The 15,202-nt window shown below is 75.0% G+C and carries 21 protein-coding genes; 18 read left to right on the top strand and 3 right to left on the bottom strand.

Annotated features, from left to right (window positions below; all coding sequences use genetic code 11):
- Nucleotides 1-94: 94 nt before the first annotated feature.
- The gene (locus JSQ78_RS14020; RefSeq protein WP_283245014.1) at nt 95-220 is read right to left on the bottom strand and encodes a hypothetical protein; all 126 of its coding nucleotides are present in this window, start codon (nt 218-220) and stop codon (nt 95-97) included.
- A gap of 45 nt (nt 221-265) precedes the next feature.
- Between JSQ78_RS14020 and JSQ78_RS07185 the strand changes: the two genes are divergently transcribed.
- The 7 genes from JSQ78_RS07185 to JSQ78_RS07155 all read left to right on the top strand — a co-directional run bounded on the left by JSQ78_RS07185 (nt 266) and on the right by JSQ78_RS07155 (nt 3,464).
- Nucleotides 266-616: a hypothetical protein gene (locus JSQ78_RS07185; RefSeq protein ID WP_211446697.1), complete on the top strand. Its 351-nt coding sequence runs from the start codon at nt 266-268 to the stop codon at nt 614-616.
- Nucleotides 617-655: 39 nt separating this feature from the next.
- Nucleotides 656-1,081, top strand: coding sequence for a DUF1801 domain-containing protein (locus JSQ78_RS07180; RefSeq protein ID WP_211446695.1), 426 nt, complete (start codon nt 656-658; stop codon nt 1,079-1,081).
- Nucleotides 1,074-1,304: an SCO4848 family membrane protein gene (locus JSQ78_RS07175; protein ID WP_026374195.1), complete on the top strand. Its 231-nt coding sequence runs from the start codon at nt 1,074-1,076 to the stop codon at nt 1,302-1,304. Before JSQ78_RS07180 ends, JSQ78_RS07175 begins: the two co-directional genes overlap by 8 nt.
- A 99-nt stretch (nt 1,305-1,403) precedes the next feature.
- Nucleotides 1,404-1,757 (top strand): hypothetical protein, encoded by a 354-nt coding sequence (locus JSQ78_RS07170; protein ID WP_211446693.1) that lies wholly within the window; start codon nt 1,404-1,406, stop codon nt 1,755-1,757.
- Nucleotides 1,758-1,838: 81 nt separating this feature from the next.
- Nucleotides 1,839-2,408: a hypothetical protein gene (locus tag JSQ78_RS07165; RefSeq protein WP_211446692.1), complete on the top strand. Its 570-nt coding sequence runs from the start codon at nt 1,839-1,841 to the stop codon at nt 2,406-2,408.
- An 11-nt stretch (nt 2,409-2,419) separates the two neighbouring features.
- Nucleotides 2,420-2,728, top strand: a complete 309-nt coding sequence (locus tag JSQ78_RS07160) for a hypothetical protein (protein WP_211446690.1) — start codon at nt 2,420-2,422, stop codon at nt 2,726-2,728.
- A 196-nt stretch (nt 2,729-2,924) separates the two neighbouring features.
- Nucleotides 2,925-3,464, top strand: coding sequence for an OsmC family protein (locus JSQ78_RS07155; protein WP_211446688.1), 540 nt, complete (start codon nt 2,925-2,927; stop codon nt 3,462-3,464).
- Nucleotides 3,465-3,482: 18 nt separating this feature from the next.
- Here JSQ78_RS07155 and JSQ78_RS07150 read toward each other — a convergent pair whose 3' ends face one another.
- Nucleotides 3,483-4,229 (bottom strand): IclR family transcriptional regulator, encoded by a 747-nt coding sequence (locus tag JSQ78_RS07150; protein ID WP_211446686.1) that lies wholly within the window; start codon nt 4,227-4,229, stop codon nt 3,483-3,485.
- A 106-nt stretch (nt 4,230-4,335) separates the two neighbouring features.
- On the opposite strand from JSQ78_RS07150, the gene hutH reads away from it, so the two are divergent.
- The 6 genes from hutH to JSQ78_RS07120 are packed head-to-tail and all read left to right on the top strand — an operon-like array spanning nt 4,336 to nt 11,780.
- The gene (gene hutH / locus JSQ78_RS07145; protein WP_211446685.1) at nt 4,336-5,919 is read left to right on the top strand and encodes a histidine ammonia-lyase; all 1,584 of its coding nucleotides are present in this window, start codon (nt 4,336-4,338) and stop codon (nt 5,917-5,919) included.
- A 2-nt stretch (nt 5,920-5,921) separates the two neighbouring features.
- On the top strand, nt 5,922-7,580 hold the full coding sequence (gene hutU, locus JSQ78_RS07140) for a urocanate hydratase (protein ID WP_211450548.1): 1,659 nt from the start codon (nt 5,922-5,924) through the stop codon (nt 7,578-7,580).
- Nucleotides 7,581-7,582: 2 nt separating this feature from the next.
- Nucleotides 7,583-8,791, top strand: coding sequence for an imidazolonepropionase (gene hutI, locus JSQ78_RS07135; RefSeq protein WP_211446683.1), 1,209 nt, complete (start codon nt 7,583-7,585; stop codon nt 8,789-8,791).
- A gap of 33 nt (nt 8,792-8,824) precedes the next feature.
- Complete coding sequence (locus JSQ78_RS07130) at nt 8,825-9,970, top strand: type III polyketide synthase (RefSeq protein ID WP_211446681.1); 1,146 nt, start codon at nt 8,825-8,827, stop codon at nt 9,968-9,970.
- Between the two features lie 2 nt (nt 9,971-9,972).
- The gene (locus JSQ78_RS07125) at nt 9,973-10,683 is read left to right on the top strand and encodes a methyltransferase domain-containing protein (protein ID WP_211446680.1); all 711 of its coding nucleotides are present in this window, start codon (nt 9,973-9,975) and stop codon (nt 10,681-10,683) included.
- Nucleotides 10,680-11,780 carry an FAD-dependent oxidoreductase gene (locus tag JSQ78_RS07120; RefSeq protein WP_211446678.1) on the top strand — a complete coding sequence of 367 codons (1,101 nt, stop codon included), beginning with the start codon at nt 10,680-10,682 and terminating at the stop codon, nt 11,778-11,780. Before JSQ78_RS07125 ends, JSQ78_RS07120 begins: the two co-directional genes overlap by 4 nt.
- Here the strand turns inward: JSQ78_RS07120 and JSQ78_RS07115 are convergent.
- A complete protein-coding gene (locus JSQ78_RS07115) occupies nt 11,777-12,691 on the bottom strand; it encodes an arginase family protein (RefSeq protein WP_211446676.1) in 915 nt (304 codons plus the stop codon). The two genes, JSQ78_RS07120 and JSQ78_RS07115, sit on opposite strands and share 4 nt — an antisense overlap.
- 63 nt (nt 12,692-12,754) lie before the next feature.
- On the opposite strand from JSQ78_RS07115, the gene JSQ78_RS14015 reads away from it, so the two are divergent.
- The 5 genes from JSQ78_RS14015 (at nt 12,755) to rplW (ending at nt 15,195) form a co-directional block, all read left to right on the top strand.
- On the top strand, nt 12,755-12,880 hold the full coding sequence (locus JSQ78_RS14015) for a hypothetical protein (protein WP_283245013.1): 126 nt from the start codon (nt 12,755-12,757) through the stop codon (nt 12,878-12,880).
- A gap of 368 nt (nt 12,881-13,248) precedes the next feature.
- A complete protein-coding gene (gene rpsJ / locus JSQ78_RS07110; RefSeq protein WP_021010896.1) occupies nt 13,249-13,557 on the top strand; it encodes a 30S ribosomal protein S10 in 309 nt (102 codons plus the stop codon).
- A gap of 8 nt (nt 13,558-13,565) precedes the next feature.
- Nucleotides 13,566-14,216 carry a 50S ribosomal protein L3 gene (rplC, locus tag JSQ78_RS07105; RefSeq protein WP_211446675.1) on the top strand — a complete coding sequence of 217 codons (651 nt, stop codon included), beginning with the start codon at nt 13,566-13,568 and terminating at the stop codon, nt 14,214-14,216.
- Between the two features lie 2 nt (nt 14,217-14,218).
- Nucleotides 14,219-14,902, top strand: coding sequence for a 50S ribosomal protein L4 (rplD, locus tag JSQ78_RS07100; protein WP_211446673.1), 684 nt, complete (start codon nt 14,219-14,221; stop codon nt 14,900-14,902).
- Nucleotides 14,899-15,195, top strand: coding sequence for a 50S ribosomal protein L23 (gene rplW / locus JSQ78_RS07095; RefSeq protein ID WP_021010893.1), 297 nt, complete (start codon nt 14,899-14,901; stop codon nt 15,193-15,195). Before rplD ends, rplW begins: the two co-directional genes overlap by 4 nt.
- Nucleotides 15,196-15,202: the final 7 nt, after the last annotated feature.

The following is a 15,202-nucleotide window of genomic DNA, read 5'->3' as shown; positions in this document are numbered from 1 at the left end:
GGTCTGCGGCGGAGACCACCGCGCATCGACATCGTGCACGCATGCAGCCGAACGACGACGCCGCGCCCTCGGAGGCGCTGACCGGGTGGGCCGCTCAGGCGGACGGCGTCCTCTCCCTCGCGCTCGTCGGCAGCACCGCCGACGGCGCCCGCTCACCCGACGCCTGGAGCGACCACGACTTCTTCGTCGCCTCGGCGGCCTCGAGTCGCGGCTGCGCCACTCGCTCGAGCCACCGCGCCGAGACGCGCGTACCACCGCGACCCGGTTGCACCGAGCGCTCCTCGTCGGCGGCGGCCGTGGCGCGCGCGGCGAGCGGCTCGCGGCGCGCAGGCACCTGCTCGACGCCGCCGGCGCGCTCCTCGAGCTCGCGGGAGCGCTGCCCGCGCGCGGCGCGGACGCCGGCGCGCTCGGCCCTCGTGATCCGCACGATCCGTGGCGGCGCGCCGAGGCAGGGCAACCGGCGATCGCCGCCCGGCTAGAGGCGGCCCTCGCCAGGTCCGACCTCGGCGCCGCGGTGGCGATCGCCGACCTCGCCGCGCGCGTCGCCGGGTCTGCGCCCTGGTGGCCCGCGTCGCTCGCGACCGCCGTGCGCGATCGGCTCGCTGCCGGGCTGTGAGGAGCGCGCGCCCGCGCGTGGGGCGACTAGCCTGTCGGCATGGCAGAGGCGAAGACGAAGCCGACCGACGCGAGCGTCGCCGACTTCCTGGACGCCGCGCAGCCCGCGCGGCGCGCGGAGGACGCGAAGCGGCTCGTGGCGCTCATCCGCGAGGAGACGGGCGCCGAGCCCGTCATGTGGGGGCCGTCGATGATCGGCTTCGGCTCGTTCCGCTACGTCTCCCCCTCCGGCTCCTCGACCGGCGACTGGCCCAAGGTCGCGCTGTCGCCGCGGAGGGCTGCGCTCACGCTCTACGGGCTCAAGGACCGCCCGGAGGGCGAGGCGCTGCTGCCGGAGCTCGGCGAGTACACCGAGGGCGCGGGGTGCGTGTACGTCAAGCGCCTCGACGGCATCGACGAGGACGTGCTGCGCAGGCTCTTCCGCATCGCATGGCATCGCGAGGACGACGGGACGCGCGATGCCTGAGGCGGTCGGCACGCTCGGCGCGATCCTGCTGCTCGTCGGCGCCGCGTTCAGCGTCATCGTCTGGCCCGCCTTCCTCCGGCGCGTCGCGCGCGATGAGCGCGCCCGCGACTCGGCGGGGCGGCCGACGAGGTTCCTCACCGTGCACGTGACCCTCGTCGCGATCGCGATCGTCATCGCGATCGCGCAAGCGGTCGCGGGCATCTGGTGGCTCGCCGTCTCCTGAGCCCCGCCGTCCCCGAGCGCGGGGAGCGCGCTCCCAGCCGTGTCGGGTTGGCTGGTCGCAGCGACCGCGATCGCGGCCGCGCGAGAGGAGAGCTGCAGCATGGCTGGATTCGAGGACCTCGCCGACGAGGCGCGCGAGCAGCGCGACGACGAGATGCCGGGCACGCGATCGCCCGCGAACGAGCTCATCGGCGCCGATGGCGCCGGCTCGGACGAGACGAGCACCGACCCGAATGTGCCGAGCGCCGATACCGAGGCGACGAGCGGGGCCTGGGCCGCCGCTGATCACACGGGCTCGGAGGAGGGCGGCGACGGCTTCGGGCCCGAGGGCACCCGCTCGCCCGCGACCGAGCCCGAGGCGATGGGCACGGGCGAGGCCGGCGACGCAGACGTCGAGGCGAGCGGCTTCGGCGACCCCTTCGACGGCGGCGCCGTCGACGTGCGCGGCGACTGACTGATGCCGCTCCCAGCCGGCGGTGCTTGGCTGGGACCGGAGCCGGCGCACCGGTGCCGGCCGTGACCTGGAGGTGCGAGCATGGCAGACAGCCCCATCCGCGACGGCGGCGACCAGCCCCTCGACGACGAGCCCAAGCGCCCTGACGGCACCGACCCGCTCGACACGGTGCCCGTCCGCCGCGGCGGCGACCACCCGCCGGAGGACGACCGCCAGCTGCCCGCGGGCGGTGAGCCCGGCCTGCCCTATCCGAACGCGGGTCGCGACGGGCAGTCGGACTTCGTCGCCGATGCGACCGGCGAGCGCTTCGAGCGCACCGTCGACGAGGGCCTCGAGCGCATCGACGAGCACCGAGCGCGCATCGAGGAGCTCGAGGCCGAGCAGCCCGGCGCGGCGGTCGGCTCCTCCGGCTCGTCCGGCTCGTCGCTCCAGCCAGGCGCCGGCGCGCCTGACGTGCCGGGCGGGCCCGTCGGCTCCGGCGACGCGGGCGTCACGGAGCCCGACTCCGTCGCTCCCGATCCGACCGCACCCGGCGCGCCCACGGCGCCCGCGGCGCCGCAGGGCCCCGGCACGCTCGACCCCGCCGCCCCGGTCGGCGACCCGGCGGGCGACGCGAGCGCGCTCGACGACATCGACAGGGCGCAGCCCTGAGAGGGGGAGACGTGCAGCACGACGACATCGAGCCCATCGACGGCAGCGAGCCCATTGACGGCATCGAGGACATCGAGGAGCCGGAGCGCTCCCGCGACGACGACGAGGCGCCCGAGCTCGCGCTCGACGCCGACGCGCCGGAGGGCGTCTCGGGCGATCTCTCGGGACGCTCGTACGACGAGCTCTCGGACCTCGCCCGCGCGGCCATCGAGCGCGACGACGCGACGGCCAACGCCGAGCTCGAGCCCGACGACGCGGCCGCCGCGGTGGTCGAGGGCTCCGAGCCGCCGGGTCCTGACGCCGACGAGCGACCGGTGTGACGCACGGCGACGCGGGGTGACGCACGGCGACGCCCTGTGACGCACGGCGACGCCCTGTGACGCACGGCGACGCCCTGTGACGCACGGCGACGCCCTGTGACGCACGGCGACGCGATGTGACGCGGCGTGACGCGGCGGGCTGCTCGGCCCGCCGCGTCCGTGCGAGCGTGTGGATCCCGAACCGAAGGAGCACCGCATGCCCGTCACCACCGCATCCCCCGTCGTCGTCTCCGCCGCGGATCGCGCGGCTCGCCTCGAGCGCGCCGAGCGTGCCTGGGGCGACCGGCTCGCCGCCGACCCTCGCAGCGCGCGCCTCGCCGTCGCCGTCTCGGGCGACCCCGAGGGCGCCGTCGCGACGCGCATCACCGCGGGACGGCACTCGTGGCTCATCGACGAGCCCGCCGGCCTCGCGGGTGACGACGCCGGGGCGAGCCCCGTCGAGGCGGCGCTCGGCGCCCTGCTCGCGTGCCAGACGGTCGTCTACCGCCTCTACGCCCAGCGCCTCGGCCTGACGATCGATCGGCTGGAGCTGCGCGCGGAGGGCGAGCTCGACGTGCGCGGCCTCTTCGGGGCCGACGACGTGCGCCCGGGCTTCGCGGGGGTGCGCGTCGTGGTCGACATCGACGGACCGCACGAGCGCGAGCGCTTCGAGGAGCTGCGGCGCGTCGTCGACGCGCACTGCCCCGTGCACGACCTGCTCTCGAACCCGACGCCGATCGAGACGCGCCTCGCCTGACCGGGTCGAGCCCTCGGCTCAGCCGCCGCCGAGCCTCCGCGTGAGCTCGGCGGCGGCGTCCGCGCAGCGCGCACCGAGCGCCGCCCAGTCGTGCGACTCGGCGTCGGCGAGCCGGAACGTGAGCCCCAATGCTGCCGCCGGGTGCCCCGCAGCGTCCCGCGCGGCGGCCGCGACCGAGCCGTACGTCGCATCCACCTCGCCCTCCTCGATCGCGAAGCCGCGCCGGCGGACGCCTGCGAGCATCGCGGTGAGCGCCGCGCGCGTCGCCGGCCGCTCGCCCTCGAGGTCGCGATCGTGCGGCAGCAGCGCCCGCACCTGGTCGGGACCGAGCGCCGCGAGCATCGCCCGGCCGGTCGCGGTGCGCACGGCCGGGAGCCGCACGCCGACCTGCGAGACCGTCGCGGGCGAGCGCCGACCCTCGCCGCGCCCCGCGTAGGCGACGTCGCGGCCCGCGAGCACAGCGAGATGGCTCGTCGCCGGGAGGCCGGCGGCCGCGACGAGCCGGTCGAGGATGGGCTGGGCGAGCCGCTCGAGCCGCGTCGCGGCCGCGACCCGGGAGCCGAGCTGCTGCACGCGTGCGCTCGGCCCCCACGCGCCGAGCTCGGGGTAGTGCACGAGGAAGCCCTCGTCGCGCATGACCTGCAGCAGCTGGTACGCGCTCGAGCGCGGCAGGTCCAGCTCGCGCGCGATCGTCGCCGCCCGCACGGGGCCGGGCTGCTCGGCGAGCAGCGCGAGCACCCGCAGGGCGCTGCGCGCCGCTGGCATCCTGGGCGCTCCCACCGTGCCGCCTCCCGCATCCGAGTCTGAGATCTCAGACACCAGTATGCGCCGAGCGGGTGCGGCACGGCACCGCACGCGCTGGGATAGGGCCATGGCAGTGGTCATCGGCGACGATCCCCTCACTCGGCGCGAGGTCGTGCAGGTCGCGCGCTTCGACGTCCCCGTGGAGCTGAGCGCTGCGGCGCTCGCGCGCATCGACGCGTCGCGCGACGTGATCGACGCGCTCGCGGCCGACGACCGGCCCCACTACGGGATCTCGACCGGCTTCGGGGCGCTCGCGAACACGGCGATCGCGCCCGGCGACCGCACGCGCCTGCAGCAGTCGCTCATCCGCTCGCACGCCGCCTCGAGCGGCGAGGCGGTCGAGCGCGAGGTCGTGCGCGGGCTCATGCTGCTGCGGCTCCAGACGCTCGCGACCGGCCGCACGGGCGTGCGCCGCGCGACCGCCGAGCTCTACGCGGGCATGCTGGACGCCGGCATCACCCCGATCGTCGGCGAGTACGGCTCGCTCGGCTGCTCTGGCGACCTCGCGCCGCTCTCGCACGTCGCGCTCGCGGCGATGGGGGAGGGCGTCGTCGAGCTGGGCGGCGAGGTGATGGATGCGTCGACCGCGCTCGAGCGCGCCGGCCTCGCTCCCGTCGTGCTCGCCGAGAAGGAGGGGCTCGCGCTCGTCAACGGCACCGACGGCATGCTCGCCATGCTGTGCCTCGCGCTCGCCGACCTCGACGAGCTGCTCGACGCCGCCGACCTCGCCGCGGCGATGAGCGTCGAGGGGCTGCTCGGCACCGACGCGCCGTTCGCGCCCGAGCTCATGGCGCTGCGCCCGCACCCCGGGCAAGCCGCGAGCGCCGCGAACATCGCGGCACTGCTCGCGGGCAGCCCGATCGTCGCGAGCCACAAGGGGCCCGAGGACACGCGCGTGCAGGACGCCTACTCGCTGCGCTGCGCGCCGCAGGTGCACGGCACCGCGCGCGACACCGCCGCCCACGCCGCGCGCGTCGCCGAGATCGAGCTCGGCAGCGCGATCGACAACCCGGTCGTGCTGCCCGACGGCCGAGTCGTCTCGAACGGCAACTTCCACGGCGCGCCGATCGCGGCGGTGCTCGACTTCCTCGCGATCGCCATCGCCGACGTCGCCTCGATGAGCGAGCGCCGCTCCGACCGCTTCCTCGACCCGGCGCGCTCGTACGGGCTGCCGCCGTTCCTCGCCGACGACCCGGGCGTCGACTCGGGCCTCATGATCGCGCAGTACACGCAAGCGGGCATCGTCTCCGAGCTCAAGCGGCTCGCCGCTCCCGCCTCGGTCGACTCGATCCCCTCGAGCGCGATGCAGGAGGACCACGTCTCGATGGGCTGGGGCGCCGCGCGCAAGCTGCGCCGCGCGATCGACGGGCTCGGCCGCGTGCTCGCGATCGAGGTCATGACAGCCGCGCGCGGCATCGAGCTGCGCAGCGACCCGCCCGGGCCCCGGACCGGCCGCGTGATCGCGCAGCTGCGCAGGAGCGTGCCGGGCATCGGGCCCGACCGCTTCCTCGCCCGCGACATCGAGGCATCCGTCGCCTTCGTCGTCGGCGGCGGGGCGCTCACCGCCGCGGGGATGGCGCGCGGCGAGGCATGGACCGCGGATCCCGACGAGGCGTTCCGCGCGGGCATCGAACGAGGAGGACGGTCATGACGATGGACGGAGCTCGCCCCGTGCGGGCGCACCGCGGCACCGAGCTGCACGCGAAGGGCTGGCCGCAGGAGGCAGCGCTGCGGATGCTGCAGAACAACCTCGACCCCGAGGTGGCCGAGCACCCCGACGAGCTCGTCGTCTACGGAGGCACCGGGCGCGCGGCGCGCGACTGGCGCTCGTTCGACGCGATCGTGCGCGAGCTCGAGGCCCTCGAGTCCGATGAGACGCTGCTCGTGCAGTCGGGCCGCCCCGTGGGCGTCATGCGCACGCACGAGTGGGCGCCGCGCGTGCTCATCGCCAACTCCAACCTCGTCGGCGACTGGGCGACGTGGCCCGAGTTCCGCCGGCTCGAGGCCGAGGGGCTCACGATGTACGGCCAGATGACGGCGGGCAGCTGGATCTACATCGGCACCCAGGGCATCCTGCAGGGCACGTTCGAGACCTTCGCGGCCGTCGCCCGCTCGCTCGGCCTCGACTCGCTCGCCGGCACGATCACCCTCACCGCGGGCCTCGGCGGCATGGGCGGCGCGCAGCCGCTCGCGGTGACGATGAACGACGGCGTCGCGATCTGCGTCGAGGTCGACCGCTCGCGCATCGCGAGGCGCATCGAGCACCGCTACCTCGACGTCGAGGCGGAGGACGTGACGGATGCGCTCGCTCGCGCGATCGAGGCGAGGGACGCCGGGCGGGCGCTCTCGATCGGCCTGCACGCGAACGCCGCGGACGTCGTGCCGGAGCTGCTCGCGATGGGCGCGCCGATCGACATCGTCACGGATCAGACGAGCGCGCACGACCCGCTCGCGTACCTGCCGAGCGGCGTCGCGTTCGAGGACTGGGGCGCCGAGCGCGAGCGCGATCCGGCCGGCTTCACCGACCGCGCCCGCGCGTCGATGGCGCGCCACGTCGAGGCGATGGTCGGCTTCCAGCGCGCGGGCGCCGAGGTCTTCGACTACGGCAACTCGATCCGCGCCGAGGCGCAGCTCGGCGGCTTCGCCGACGCCTTCGCGTTCCCCGGCTTCGTGCCCGCCTACATCCGGCCGCTGTTCTGCGAGGGCAAGGGCCCCTTCCGCTGGGCGGCGCTCTCGGGCGACCCCGAGGACATCCGCCGCACCGACGAGGCGATCCTCGAGCTCTTCCCCGACGACGCCCACCTCCACCGCTGGATCCGCATGGCGCAGGAGCGGGTGCACTTCCAGGGGCTCCCCGCGCGCATCTGCTGGCTCGGGGCCGGCGAGCGCCACCGGGCAGGGCTGCGCTTCAACGAGATGGTCGCCGACGGCACGCTCTCGGCGCCGATCGTCATCGGCCGCGACCACCTCGACTCCGGCTCGGTCGCGAGCCCCTACCGCGAGACCGAGGCGATGCGCGACGGCTCGGACGCGATCGCCGACTGGCCGCTGCTCAACGCGCTCGTCAACACCGCCTCGGGCGCGAGCTGGGTCTCGATCCACCACGGCGGCGGCGTCGGCATCGGCCGCTCGATCCACGCGGGGCAGGTCTCGGTCGCCGACGGCACGTCGCTCGCCGCCGCGAAGCTCGAGCGCGTGCTCTCGAACGACCCCGCGATGGGCGTCATCCGCCACGTCGACGCCGGCTACGACGAGGCCGAGCGGTTCGCGCAGCTGCAGGGCATCCCCATCCCCATGCGCCGAGGGGCGTGACGATGGCGACCCTCGTGACCGGCATCGGCGAGCTCACCACGAACGACGACGAGCTCGGCCGGATGCGCGACGCGGCCCTCGTGCTCGACGGCGAGCTCGTGGCGTGGGTCGGGAGCGCCGCCGAGGCGCCCGCCGCCGACGACGCGGTCGACGTCGGCGGCCGCGCGGTGCTGCCCGGCTGGGTCGACAGCCACACGCACCTCGTCTTCGCGGGCGACCGCACGGCCGAGTTCGAGGCCCGCATGGCCGGCGAGCCCTACGCCGCCGGCGGCATCGCCGCCACCGTCGCCGCGACGCGCGCGGCGAGCGACGCCGAGCTCGCCGCGACCCTCGACCGGCTCGCCGACGAGGCGCTCCGCGGCGGCACGACGGCGCTCGAGGTCAAGACGGGCTACGGCCTGACCGTCGCCGACGAGGCGCGCTCGGCGCGCATCGCGCGCGGCCGCGCCGACGCCGTCACGTTCCTCGGCGCGCACCTCGTGCCCGACGGGGCGGATGCGGACGGGTACGTCGACCTCGTCGCTCGCGAGATGCTCGAGGCCGTCGCGCCGCTCGTCGACGCCGTCGACGTGTTCTGCGAGCGCGGCGCCTTCGACGAGGCGCAGTCGAGGCGCGTGCTCGAGGCCGCGAGGGATCGCGGCCTCGCGATGCGCGTGCACGGCAACCAGCTGGGCCCCGGCCCGGGCGTGCGGCTCGCGGTCGAGCTCGGCGCGCTGAGCGTCGACCACGTCGCCTTCGCCGACGACGACGAGGTCGCGCTGCTCGCCGACTCGTGGCACGGCGGCCGCGGCACGGTCGCGACCGTGCTGCCCGCGTGCGACCTCTCGACCCGCATGCCGCTCGCCCCGGCGCGCCGGCTGCTCGACGCGGGCGCCGTCGTCGCGATCGCGAGCAACTGCAACCCGGGCTCGAGCTACACGACCTCGATGGCGTACTGCGTCGCGACGGCGGTGCTGCAGATGGGGCTCACGGTCGATGAGGCCGTGCGCGCCGCGACCCTCGGCGGTGCGGTCGCGCTCGACCGCGACGCGCCGCGCTTCGACCGCCACGGCGCATCGCTGCCGCCGCTCGGCCGCCTCCGCCCCGGCGCTCGCGCCGACCTGCAGGTGCTCGACGCGCCCTCGGCCACCCACCTCGCCTACCGGCCGGGCGTGCCGCTCGTGCACGCGGTGTGGCGGCGCGGCGAGGCGGTCCTCCGCCCGCGCTCCTAGGTTCCTCAGGGCGGCGCGCCATAGTCTCGCGCCATGACGGTGCGACTTCGCGGCCTGTCGACGGCAGTGCCGGCGACGCAGCTCCAGCAGACCGAGGTCGCGGAGGTCTTCGGCGCGCAGCCGGGCCTCAGCCGGCTCGCGCAGCGCATCGTCTCGACGTCCTTCGGGCTCTCGGGCATCGAGCACCGCTACACCGTGCTCGAGGAGCTCTCGACGAGCGGCCCAGAGGTCGCCGAGCCCGAGTTCTACGACCGCTCGCAAGGCCTCATCCTCGACCCCGGCACGCGCTTGCGCAACGACCGCTACGCCGAGCACGCCACGCGCCTCTACATCGAGGCCGGCCGGGCGGCGCTCGCGGCGACGCCGGGCATCGACGCGGACGACGTCACGCACGTCATCACCGTCTCCTGCACGGGCTTCTACGCGCCGGGCCCCGACTTCGTGCTCGCGCGCGACCTCGCCCTGCGCGCGGGCGTGCAGCGCTACCACCTCGGCTTCATGGGCTGCTACGCGTCGATGCCGGCGCTGCGGCTCGCCGCGCAGCTGTGCGAGGCGGATGCGTCAGCGGTCGTCCTCGTCGTGAGCGTCGAGCTGTGCACCCTGCACCTGCGCACCTCCAACGACCCCGACACGATCGTCGCGACCTCGCTCTTCGGCGATGGCGCGGGCGCCGGCATCGTCACGTCGCGCGCGCTCGAGGCGGGGGAGCGCGCGCTGCGGCTCGATCGCTTCGCGACCCGCACGACGCCGCAGGGCGAGGGCGACATGGCGTGGCGCATCGGCGACCACGGCTTCGAGATGGTGCTCTCGAACGCGGTGCCCTCGCTCATCGGCGAGCACGTGACCGGCGCGATCGAGCCGCTGCTCGAGCCCGAGCGGCCGCTCGTGGATGCGCTTCGCGGAGGCGCCGTCGGCGACTCGATCGAGCACTGGGCCATCCACCCCGGCGGCCGCAGCATCCTCGACCACGTCGAGTCGACGCTCGCGCTCTCCCAGGCGCAGCTCGAGCCCGCGCGCGACACGCTACGCGACTTCGGCAACATGTCGAGCGCGACCGTGCTGTTCGTGCTGCAGCGCATCCTCGAGGGCGATGCCGCGCAGGACGGCGATCGGATCGCCGCGATGGCCTTCGGCCCAGGCCTCACCGTCGAGTCGGCGCTCCTGACCGTCGAGGGCTGAGCGTGCTGCCGTGCCTGCGCTCGCGCGACCCCGACGTGCGCGAGGAAATGGACGACCCGGCGTGCGATCCCGCGACGCTCGAGCGCACCTACGCGCGCTTCGACCTCGTGAACGCGATCGTCTCGGCGCCCCGGGCCGTCTACCGCGAGTGGGTGCGGCCACGCCTGCGCGCGGGGGGCACCGTGCGGCTGCTCGACGTCGGCACAGGCGGCGCCGACCTGCCGCGCCGGCTGCTGCGCTGGGCGGCCGCCGACGGCGACCTCCGCGTCGTGGCGATCGATCCCGACCCGCGCTCGATCGCGTACGCGCGCTCGCTGCCGCCCGTGCCGGGCCTCGAGCTGCGGCAGGCGACCACCCGCGACCTCGCGCGCGAGGGCGAGCGCTTCGACGTCGTGCTCTCGAACCACGTGCTCCACCACCTCTCGGGCGTCGAGCTCGGGGCGATCCTCGCCGACTCGGAGGCGCTGCTGCGTCGCGCCGGCGTCGCGGTGCACGGCGACATCGCGCGCTCGGCGCTCGCCTACGCGGCCTTCGCGGCCGCCACGGCCCCGTTCGAGCCGACGCTCCTGCGCGGCACCTTCATCCGCGCCGACGGGCTCGCGTCCATCCGCCGCAGCCACACGGCGCGCGAGCTCGCCGCTGCCGCGCCGCCCGGCTGGTGCGTGCGCCGCGGCATCCCCTACCGGCTCGAGCTCGTCCGGCGAGTCCCGTGACCGAGCGCCACGACGTCGCGATCGTGGGCGGCGGCGCCGTCGGGCTGCTGCTCGGCTGCCTGCTCGCGCAGCGCGGCCTCGACGCCGTCGTCCTCGAGCGCCGGTCGACGCCGTCGCGGAGCTCGCGCGCCATCGGCATCCATCCGCCGGGCCTCGCGGCCCTCGACGCGGTGGGCGTCGGCGGGCGCGTGCGCGCCGAGGGGGAGCGCATCCGCGGCGGCATCGCGCTCGCGGACGGCCGGCAACTCGCGCGGCTGCGCTTCGACGACCTCATCCACACGCTGCCGCAGCACCGCACCGAGGCGCTGCTGCGCGAGCGGCTCGCGGCGCTCGCGCCCGGGACGCTGCGGCAGGGCACCGAGGTGACGGACCTCAACGCCGTGCGGGGCGGGGTCGCGATCACCGGCCAGGGCGCTCGGTTCGAGGCGCGCTGGCTCGTCGGCGCCGACGGCATCCGCAGCACCGTCCGCCGGCTCGCGGGCATCGGCGTGCGCGATCGCCGCGGCAGCGGCCCCTACGCGATGGCCGACGGACCCGACGGCACCGGCGCTCGCGGCATCGCCCTCCTGCATCTCGAGCGCGACGGCATCGTCGAGTCGTTCCCGCTGCCCGGCGGCCAGCGGCGCTGGGTCGCGCGGCTGCGCGATCCCGAGCCCGCCATGACCGCCGAGCGGCTGCAGGCGATCCTCGCCGAGCGCCTCCCGGAGCCGCCACGGCTGCCGCAGAGCGCCCCCGCGAGCGCGTTCATCGCGCGGCAGCGCATGGCGACGACCTTCGCGCGCGGCCCGATCGCGCTCGTGGGCGACGCGGCGCACGAGGTGAGCCCGATCGGCGGGCAGGGCATGAGCCTCGGCTGGATCGACGCGCTCGAGCTCGATCGCGCGATCGGGTCGGCGACCGACGAGCCCTTCGCGGACTACGCCGCCGCGCGGCGCCGCGCTGCGCTGCGGGCCATGCGGCGCGCGGCGTGGAACATGGGGATGGGCGCGCCGGTGCCGCCCGCGGGACGCGCCGCGCGGCTCGCCCTCGCGCGCGTGCTGGGGCTGCCGCCCGCGCGCGGCGCGCTCGCCGCCGCGTTCACGATGCGCGGGCTCTAGGTCGCGCTCGCCGCGGACCGCGAAGCGAGGCCCGCGAGCGCCTCGAGCACGCACACGGCGACGAGCCGCACCGTGCGGCCGTCGGGAGTGTCGGCGGATGCGTCGACCTCGGTGAAGTCGATCGAGGTCACCTCGGGTGCCGACGCGAGCGCCCGGACGAGCTGCCGCAGCTGCCACGCGGAGAGGCCCCCGGGGAGCGACGCGGGGCAGCCGGGCGCGGCGGCTCGGTCGCACGCGTCGACGTCGACGTCGACGTGCACGGGGCCGCCGGCCGCGGCGGCGATCGCGATCGCGCGCGAGGCGATCTCGCGCATCGGCGCCTCCTCGCACGCGTCGCGACGGATGACGGTGATGCCCGCGTCCGCCGCCCGGCGGGCGTACGCATCCGAGTTCGCGAAGTCCTGGATGCCGACTTGCACGACCCGGCGGCCGTCGAGCCCCGCCTCGAGCAGCCGCCGCACGGGCGAGCCGTTGCTGCGGCCGTCGCGCAAGTCGTGGTGCGCGTCGATCGTGATGAGCCCCGCGGTGCCGATGCGCTCGCCCCACGCGCCGCGGGCGGCCGGCACGGTCGCGGCGTTGTCGCCGCCGATGGCGAGCACGAGCCGGGCGCGCGCCGCGGCGCGCGCGACGAGCGCTGCTGCGGCCCGCTCGTCGCCGTCGGGATCTGCGGCGTCGCCCGCATCGGCGAGCCGCAGCGCCGCGAGGTCGATCCCCGCCGCATGCGGGGAGGAGCGGCGGAGCGCCGCGCGCACGGCCGAGGGAGTGCCGTGCGCCGCGGTGGGGCTGATCGAGGTCGCGTGCGTCCCGAGCCCGACGAGCACGGCGTCGAGCGGGCCGTCGGCCGAGCCGAGCGCGGGCCAGTCGCCGGCGCGCGGCCAGCTCGGGTCGTGGGGGAGAGCGGCGTCGGTCATGCCGCGACGCTAGCAAGCCCCACCGGGCTCCCAGCCTGTGCGCCGCGCGCTGTGCTTGCGTGGATGCCCGGCGCCGCGATCGGCGCGGCGCACGCGTTCGACACGGCCACGGGCGGCCGCTTCGCCGAGCACACCGACAAGGCGCAGGAGGCGGCCGACGGCGCCGTCGGCCAGGACGGCCGGCAGTAGGGCACCCGGGAGCGCCCGCGCGACCGAGGCCGGCGCGCTCGACGACCCCACCGCATCCGCCCGAGTCCCGCGGAACGACGCGGCTCACGGCGCGACACGCCCGGGTTGCACGTACCTTCGCATCCGTGCGAGAATCGTCAGGTTGCAAACGCGGCGCTACCGCCGCTCACTGCCCTGCAGTGCACAGGACGATCGAGATCCTGGGCCGCGGGCAGCCAACGAAGAACTTCGCCGTTGCAGAGCAGGGCATGTCCATGCTCTGCGGCGGCGCGCGCTCCGCGAGGGGCATTGACAGAAGAACAGCGGTGCACTGACAGGTGCGTTGCGAGCAGCCGTAGAACGCTGCGTCGACAGGAAGAGAGTCAGCCATGGCGGGACAGAAGATCCGCATCCGACTGAAGTCGTACGACCACGAGGTCATCGACTCGTCGGCGCGGAAGATCGTCGACACCGTGACCCGTGCGGGCGCGACGGTGGTGGGCCCCGTGCCGCTGCCGACCGAGAAGAACGTGGTCGTCGTGATCCGTTCGCCCCACAAGTACAAGGACAGCCGCGAGCACTTCGAGAAGCGCACGCACAAGCGTCTCATCGACATCATCGACCCGACGCCGAAGGCCGTCGACTCGCTCATGCGCCTCGACCTGCCTGCTGACGTCAACATCGAGATCAAGCTCTAAGGAACGCCATGTCGAAGATCATGACGACGCGGGGCCTGCTCGGCACGAAGCTCGGGATGACCCAGGTGTGGGATGAGCAGAACAAGCTCGTCCCCGTCACGGTGCTCGAGATCACGCCGAACGTGGTCACGCAGATCCGCACGCCCGAGAAGGACGGCTACGCCGCGATCCAGATCGCTGCCGGCCAGATCGACCCGCGCAAGGTCAACCAGCCCGCGGCCGGTCACTTCAACGCCGCCGGCGTCACGCCGCGCCGCCACCTCGCCGAGGTCCGCACCGACAACGCCGGCGAGTACGAGCTCGGCCAGGAGCTGAGCGTCGACCTCTTCGCCCCCGGGCAGAAGATCGACGTCGTCGGCACCTCGAAGGGCAAGGGCTTCGCCGGTGTGATGAAGCGTCACAACTTCGCCGGCGTCTCCGCATCGCACGGTGCGCACCGCAACCACCGCAAGCCGGGCTCCATCGGCGCCTCGGCCACGCCCAGCCGCGTCTTCCGCGGCACGCGCATGGCCGGCCGCATGGGTGGCGCTCGCGTGTCGGTGATGAACCTCACGGTCCACTCGATCGACCTCGAGCAGGGCCTCATGCTCGTCAAGGGCGCCGTCCCCGGCGCTCGCGGCCGACTCGTGTTCGTCCGCAACGCTGTGAAGGGAGCCTGAGCATGACCGCACAGGTCGCCATCGTCAACGCCGAGGGCAAGCAGGCCGGCTCTGTCGAGCTGCCCGCGAGCATCTTCGACGTGCAGACGAACGTTCCGCTGATCCACCAGGTCGTCGTCGCGCAGCTCGCCGCCGCACGCCAGGGCACGCACTCGGTCAAGGGCCGCGGCGAGGTCTCGGGCTCCGGCACGAAGCCCTTCAAGCAGAAGGGCACCGGCCGCGCGCGCCAGGGCTCGATCCGCATGCCGCAGCACCGCGGCGGTGGCATCGTCCACGGCCCCGTGCCGCGCGACTACGCGCAGCGCACCCCCAAGAAGATGATCGCCGCAGCCCTGCTCGGCGCCCTCTCCGACCGCGCCCGCGGCGGCCGCCTCCACATCGTCGAGGCCTTCGGCGCCGTCGAGACGCCGAGGACGCGCGTCGCCGTCGAGACGCTCAAGGCGCTCGGCGTCGCGAAGAACGTGCTGCTCGTGCTCGACCGCTCGGAGGAGAACGGCTTCCTGTCCGTGCGCAACCTCCCCGAGGTGCACGTGCTCGCATGGGACCAGCTCAACGCCTACGACGTGCTCGTGAGCGACGACATCGTCTTCTCCAAGACCGCCTACGACGCGTTCGTCGCGGCGAAGACCAAGGGCGAGGCGCCTGTCGCCGCGGCCGACGAGGCAGACAAGGACGAGAACCGATGAGCGGCAACAAGGACCCTCGCGACATCATCATCCGACCCGTCGTGTCCGAGAAGAGCTACGCGCTCATCGACATGGGCAGCTACACCTTCGAGGTCGACCCCCGCGCGTCCAAGACCGAGATCAAGCTGGCGATCGAGAAGATCTTCGGCGTCAAGGTCGCCCGCGTGAACACCCTCAACCGCGTCGGCAAGGCGCGCCGCACCCGCTTCGGCATCGGCAAGCGCAAGGACACCAAGCGCGCCATCGTCAAGCTGAAGTCCGGCTCGATCGACATCTTCACGGCTGTCGGCTGAGGACGGA

It is taken from the genome of Agrococcus sp. Marseille-Q4369, from assembly GCF_018308945.1.
Taxonomy (GTDB): Bacteria; Actinomycetota; Actinomycetes; order Actinomycetales; family Microbacteriaceae; genus Agrococcus.
The sequence above is the reverse complement of the archived record's forward strand: the minus strand, read 5'-3'. Positions and strand labels throughout refer to the sequence as shown.

Coding starts and splice junctions, on each gene's coding strand:
- JSQ78_RS07180 (WP_211446695.1), top strand. CDS start 656: ATGGCAGAGGCGAAGACGAAGCCGACCGACGCGAGCGTCGCCGACTTC.
- JSQ78_RS07175 (WP_026374195.1), top strand. CDS start 1,074: ATGCCTGAGGCGGTCGGCACGCTCGGCGCGATCCTGCTGCTCGTCGGC.
- JSQ78_RS07170 (WP_211446693.1), top strand. CDS start 1,404: ATGGCTGGATTCGAGGACCTCGCCGACGAGGCGCGCGAGCAGCGCGAC.
- JSQ78_RS07165 (WP_211446692.1), top strand. CDS start 1,839: ATGGCAGACAGCCCCATCCGCGACGGCGGCGACCAGCCCCTCGACGAC.
- JSQ78_RS07155 (WP_211446688.1), top strand. CDS start 2,925: ATGCCCGTCACCACCGCATCCCCCGTCGTCGTCTCCGCCGCGGATCGC.
- JSQ78_RS07150 (WP_211446686.1), bottom strand. CDS start 4,229: ATGCCAGCGGCGCGCAGCGCCCTGCGGGTGCTCGCGCTGCTCGCCGAG.
- hutH (WP_211446685.1), top strand. CDS start 4,336: ATGGCAGTGGTCATCGGCGACGATCCCCTCACTCGGCGCGAGGTCGTG.
- hutU (WP_211450548.1), top strand. CDS start 5,922: ATGGACGGAGCTCGCCCCGTGCGGGCGCACCGCGGCACCGAGCTGCAC.
- hutI (WP_211446683.1), top strand. CDS start 7,583: ATGGCGACCCTCGTGACCGGCATCGGCGAGCTCACCACGAACGACGAC.
- JSQ78_RS07130 (WP_211446681.1), top strand. CDS start 8,825: ATGACGGTGCGACTTCGCGGCCTGTCGACGGCAGTGCCGGCGACGCAG.
- JSQ78_RS07115 (WP_211446676.1), bottom strand. CDS start 12,691: ATGACCGACGCCGCTCTCCCCCACGACCCGAGCTGGCCGCGCGCCGGC.
- JSQ78_RS14015 (WP_283245013.1), top strand. CDS start 12,755: ATGCCCGGCGCCGCGATCGGCGCGGCGCACGCGTTCGACACGGCCACG.
- rpsJ (WP_021010896.1), top strand. CDS start 13,249: ATGGCGGGACAGAAGATCCGCATCCGACTGAAGTCGTACGACCACGAG.
- rplC (WP_211446675.1), top strand. CDS start 13,566: ATGTCGAAGATCATGACGACGCGGGGCCTGCTCGGCACGAAGCTCGGG.
- rplD (WP_211446673.1), top strand. CDS start 14,219: ATGACCGCACAGGTCGCCATCGTCAACGCCGAGGGCAAGCAGGCCGGC.
- rplW (WP_021010893.1), top strand. CDS start 14,899: ATGAGCGGCAACAAGGACCCTCGCGACATCATCATCCGACCCGTCGTG.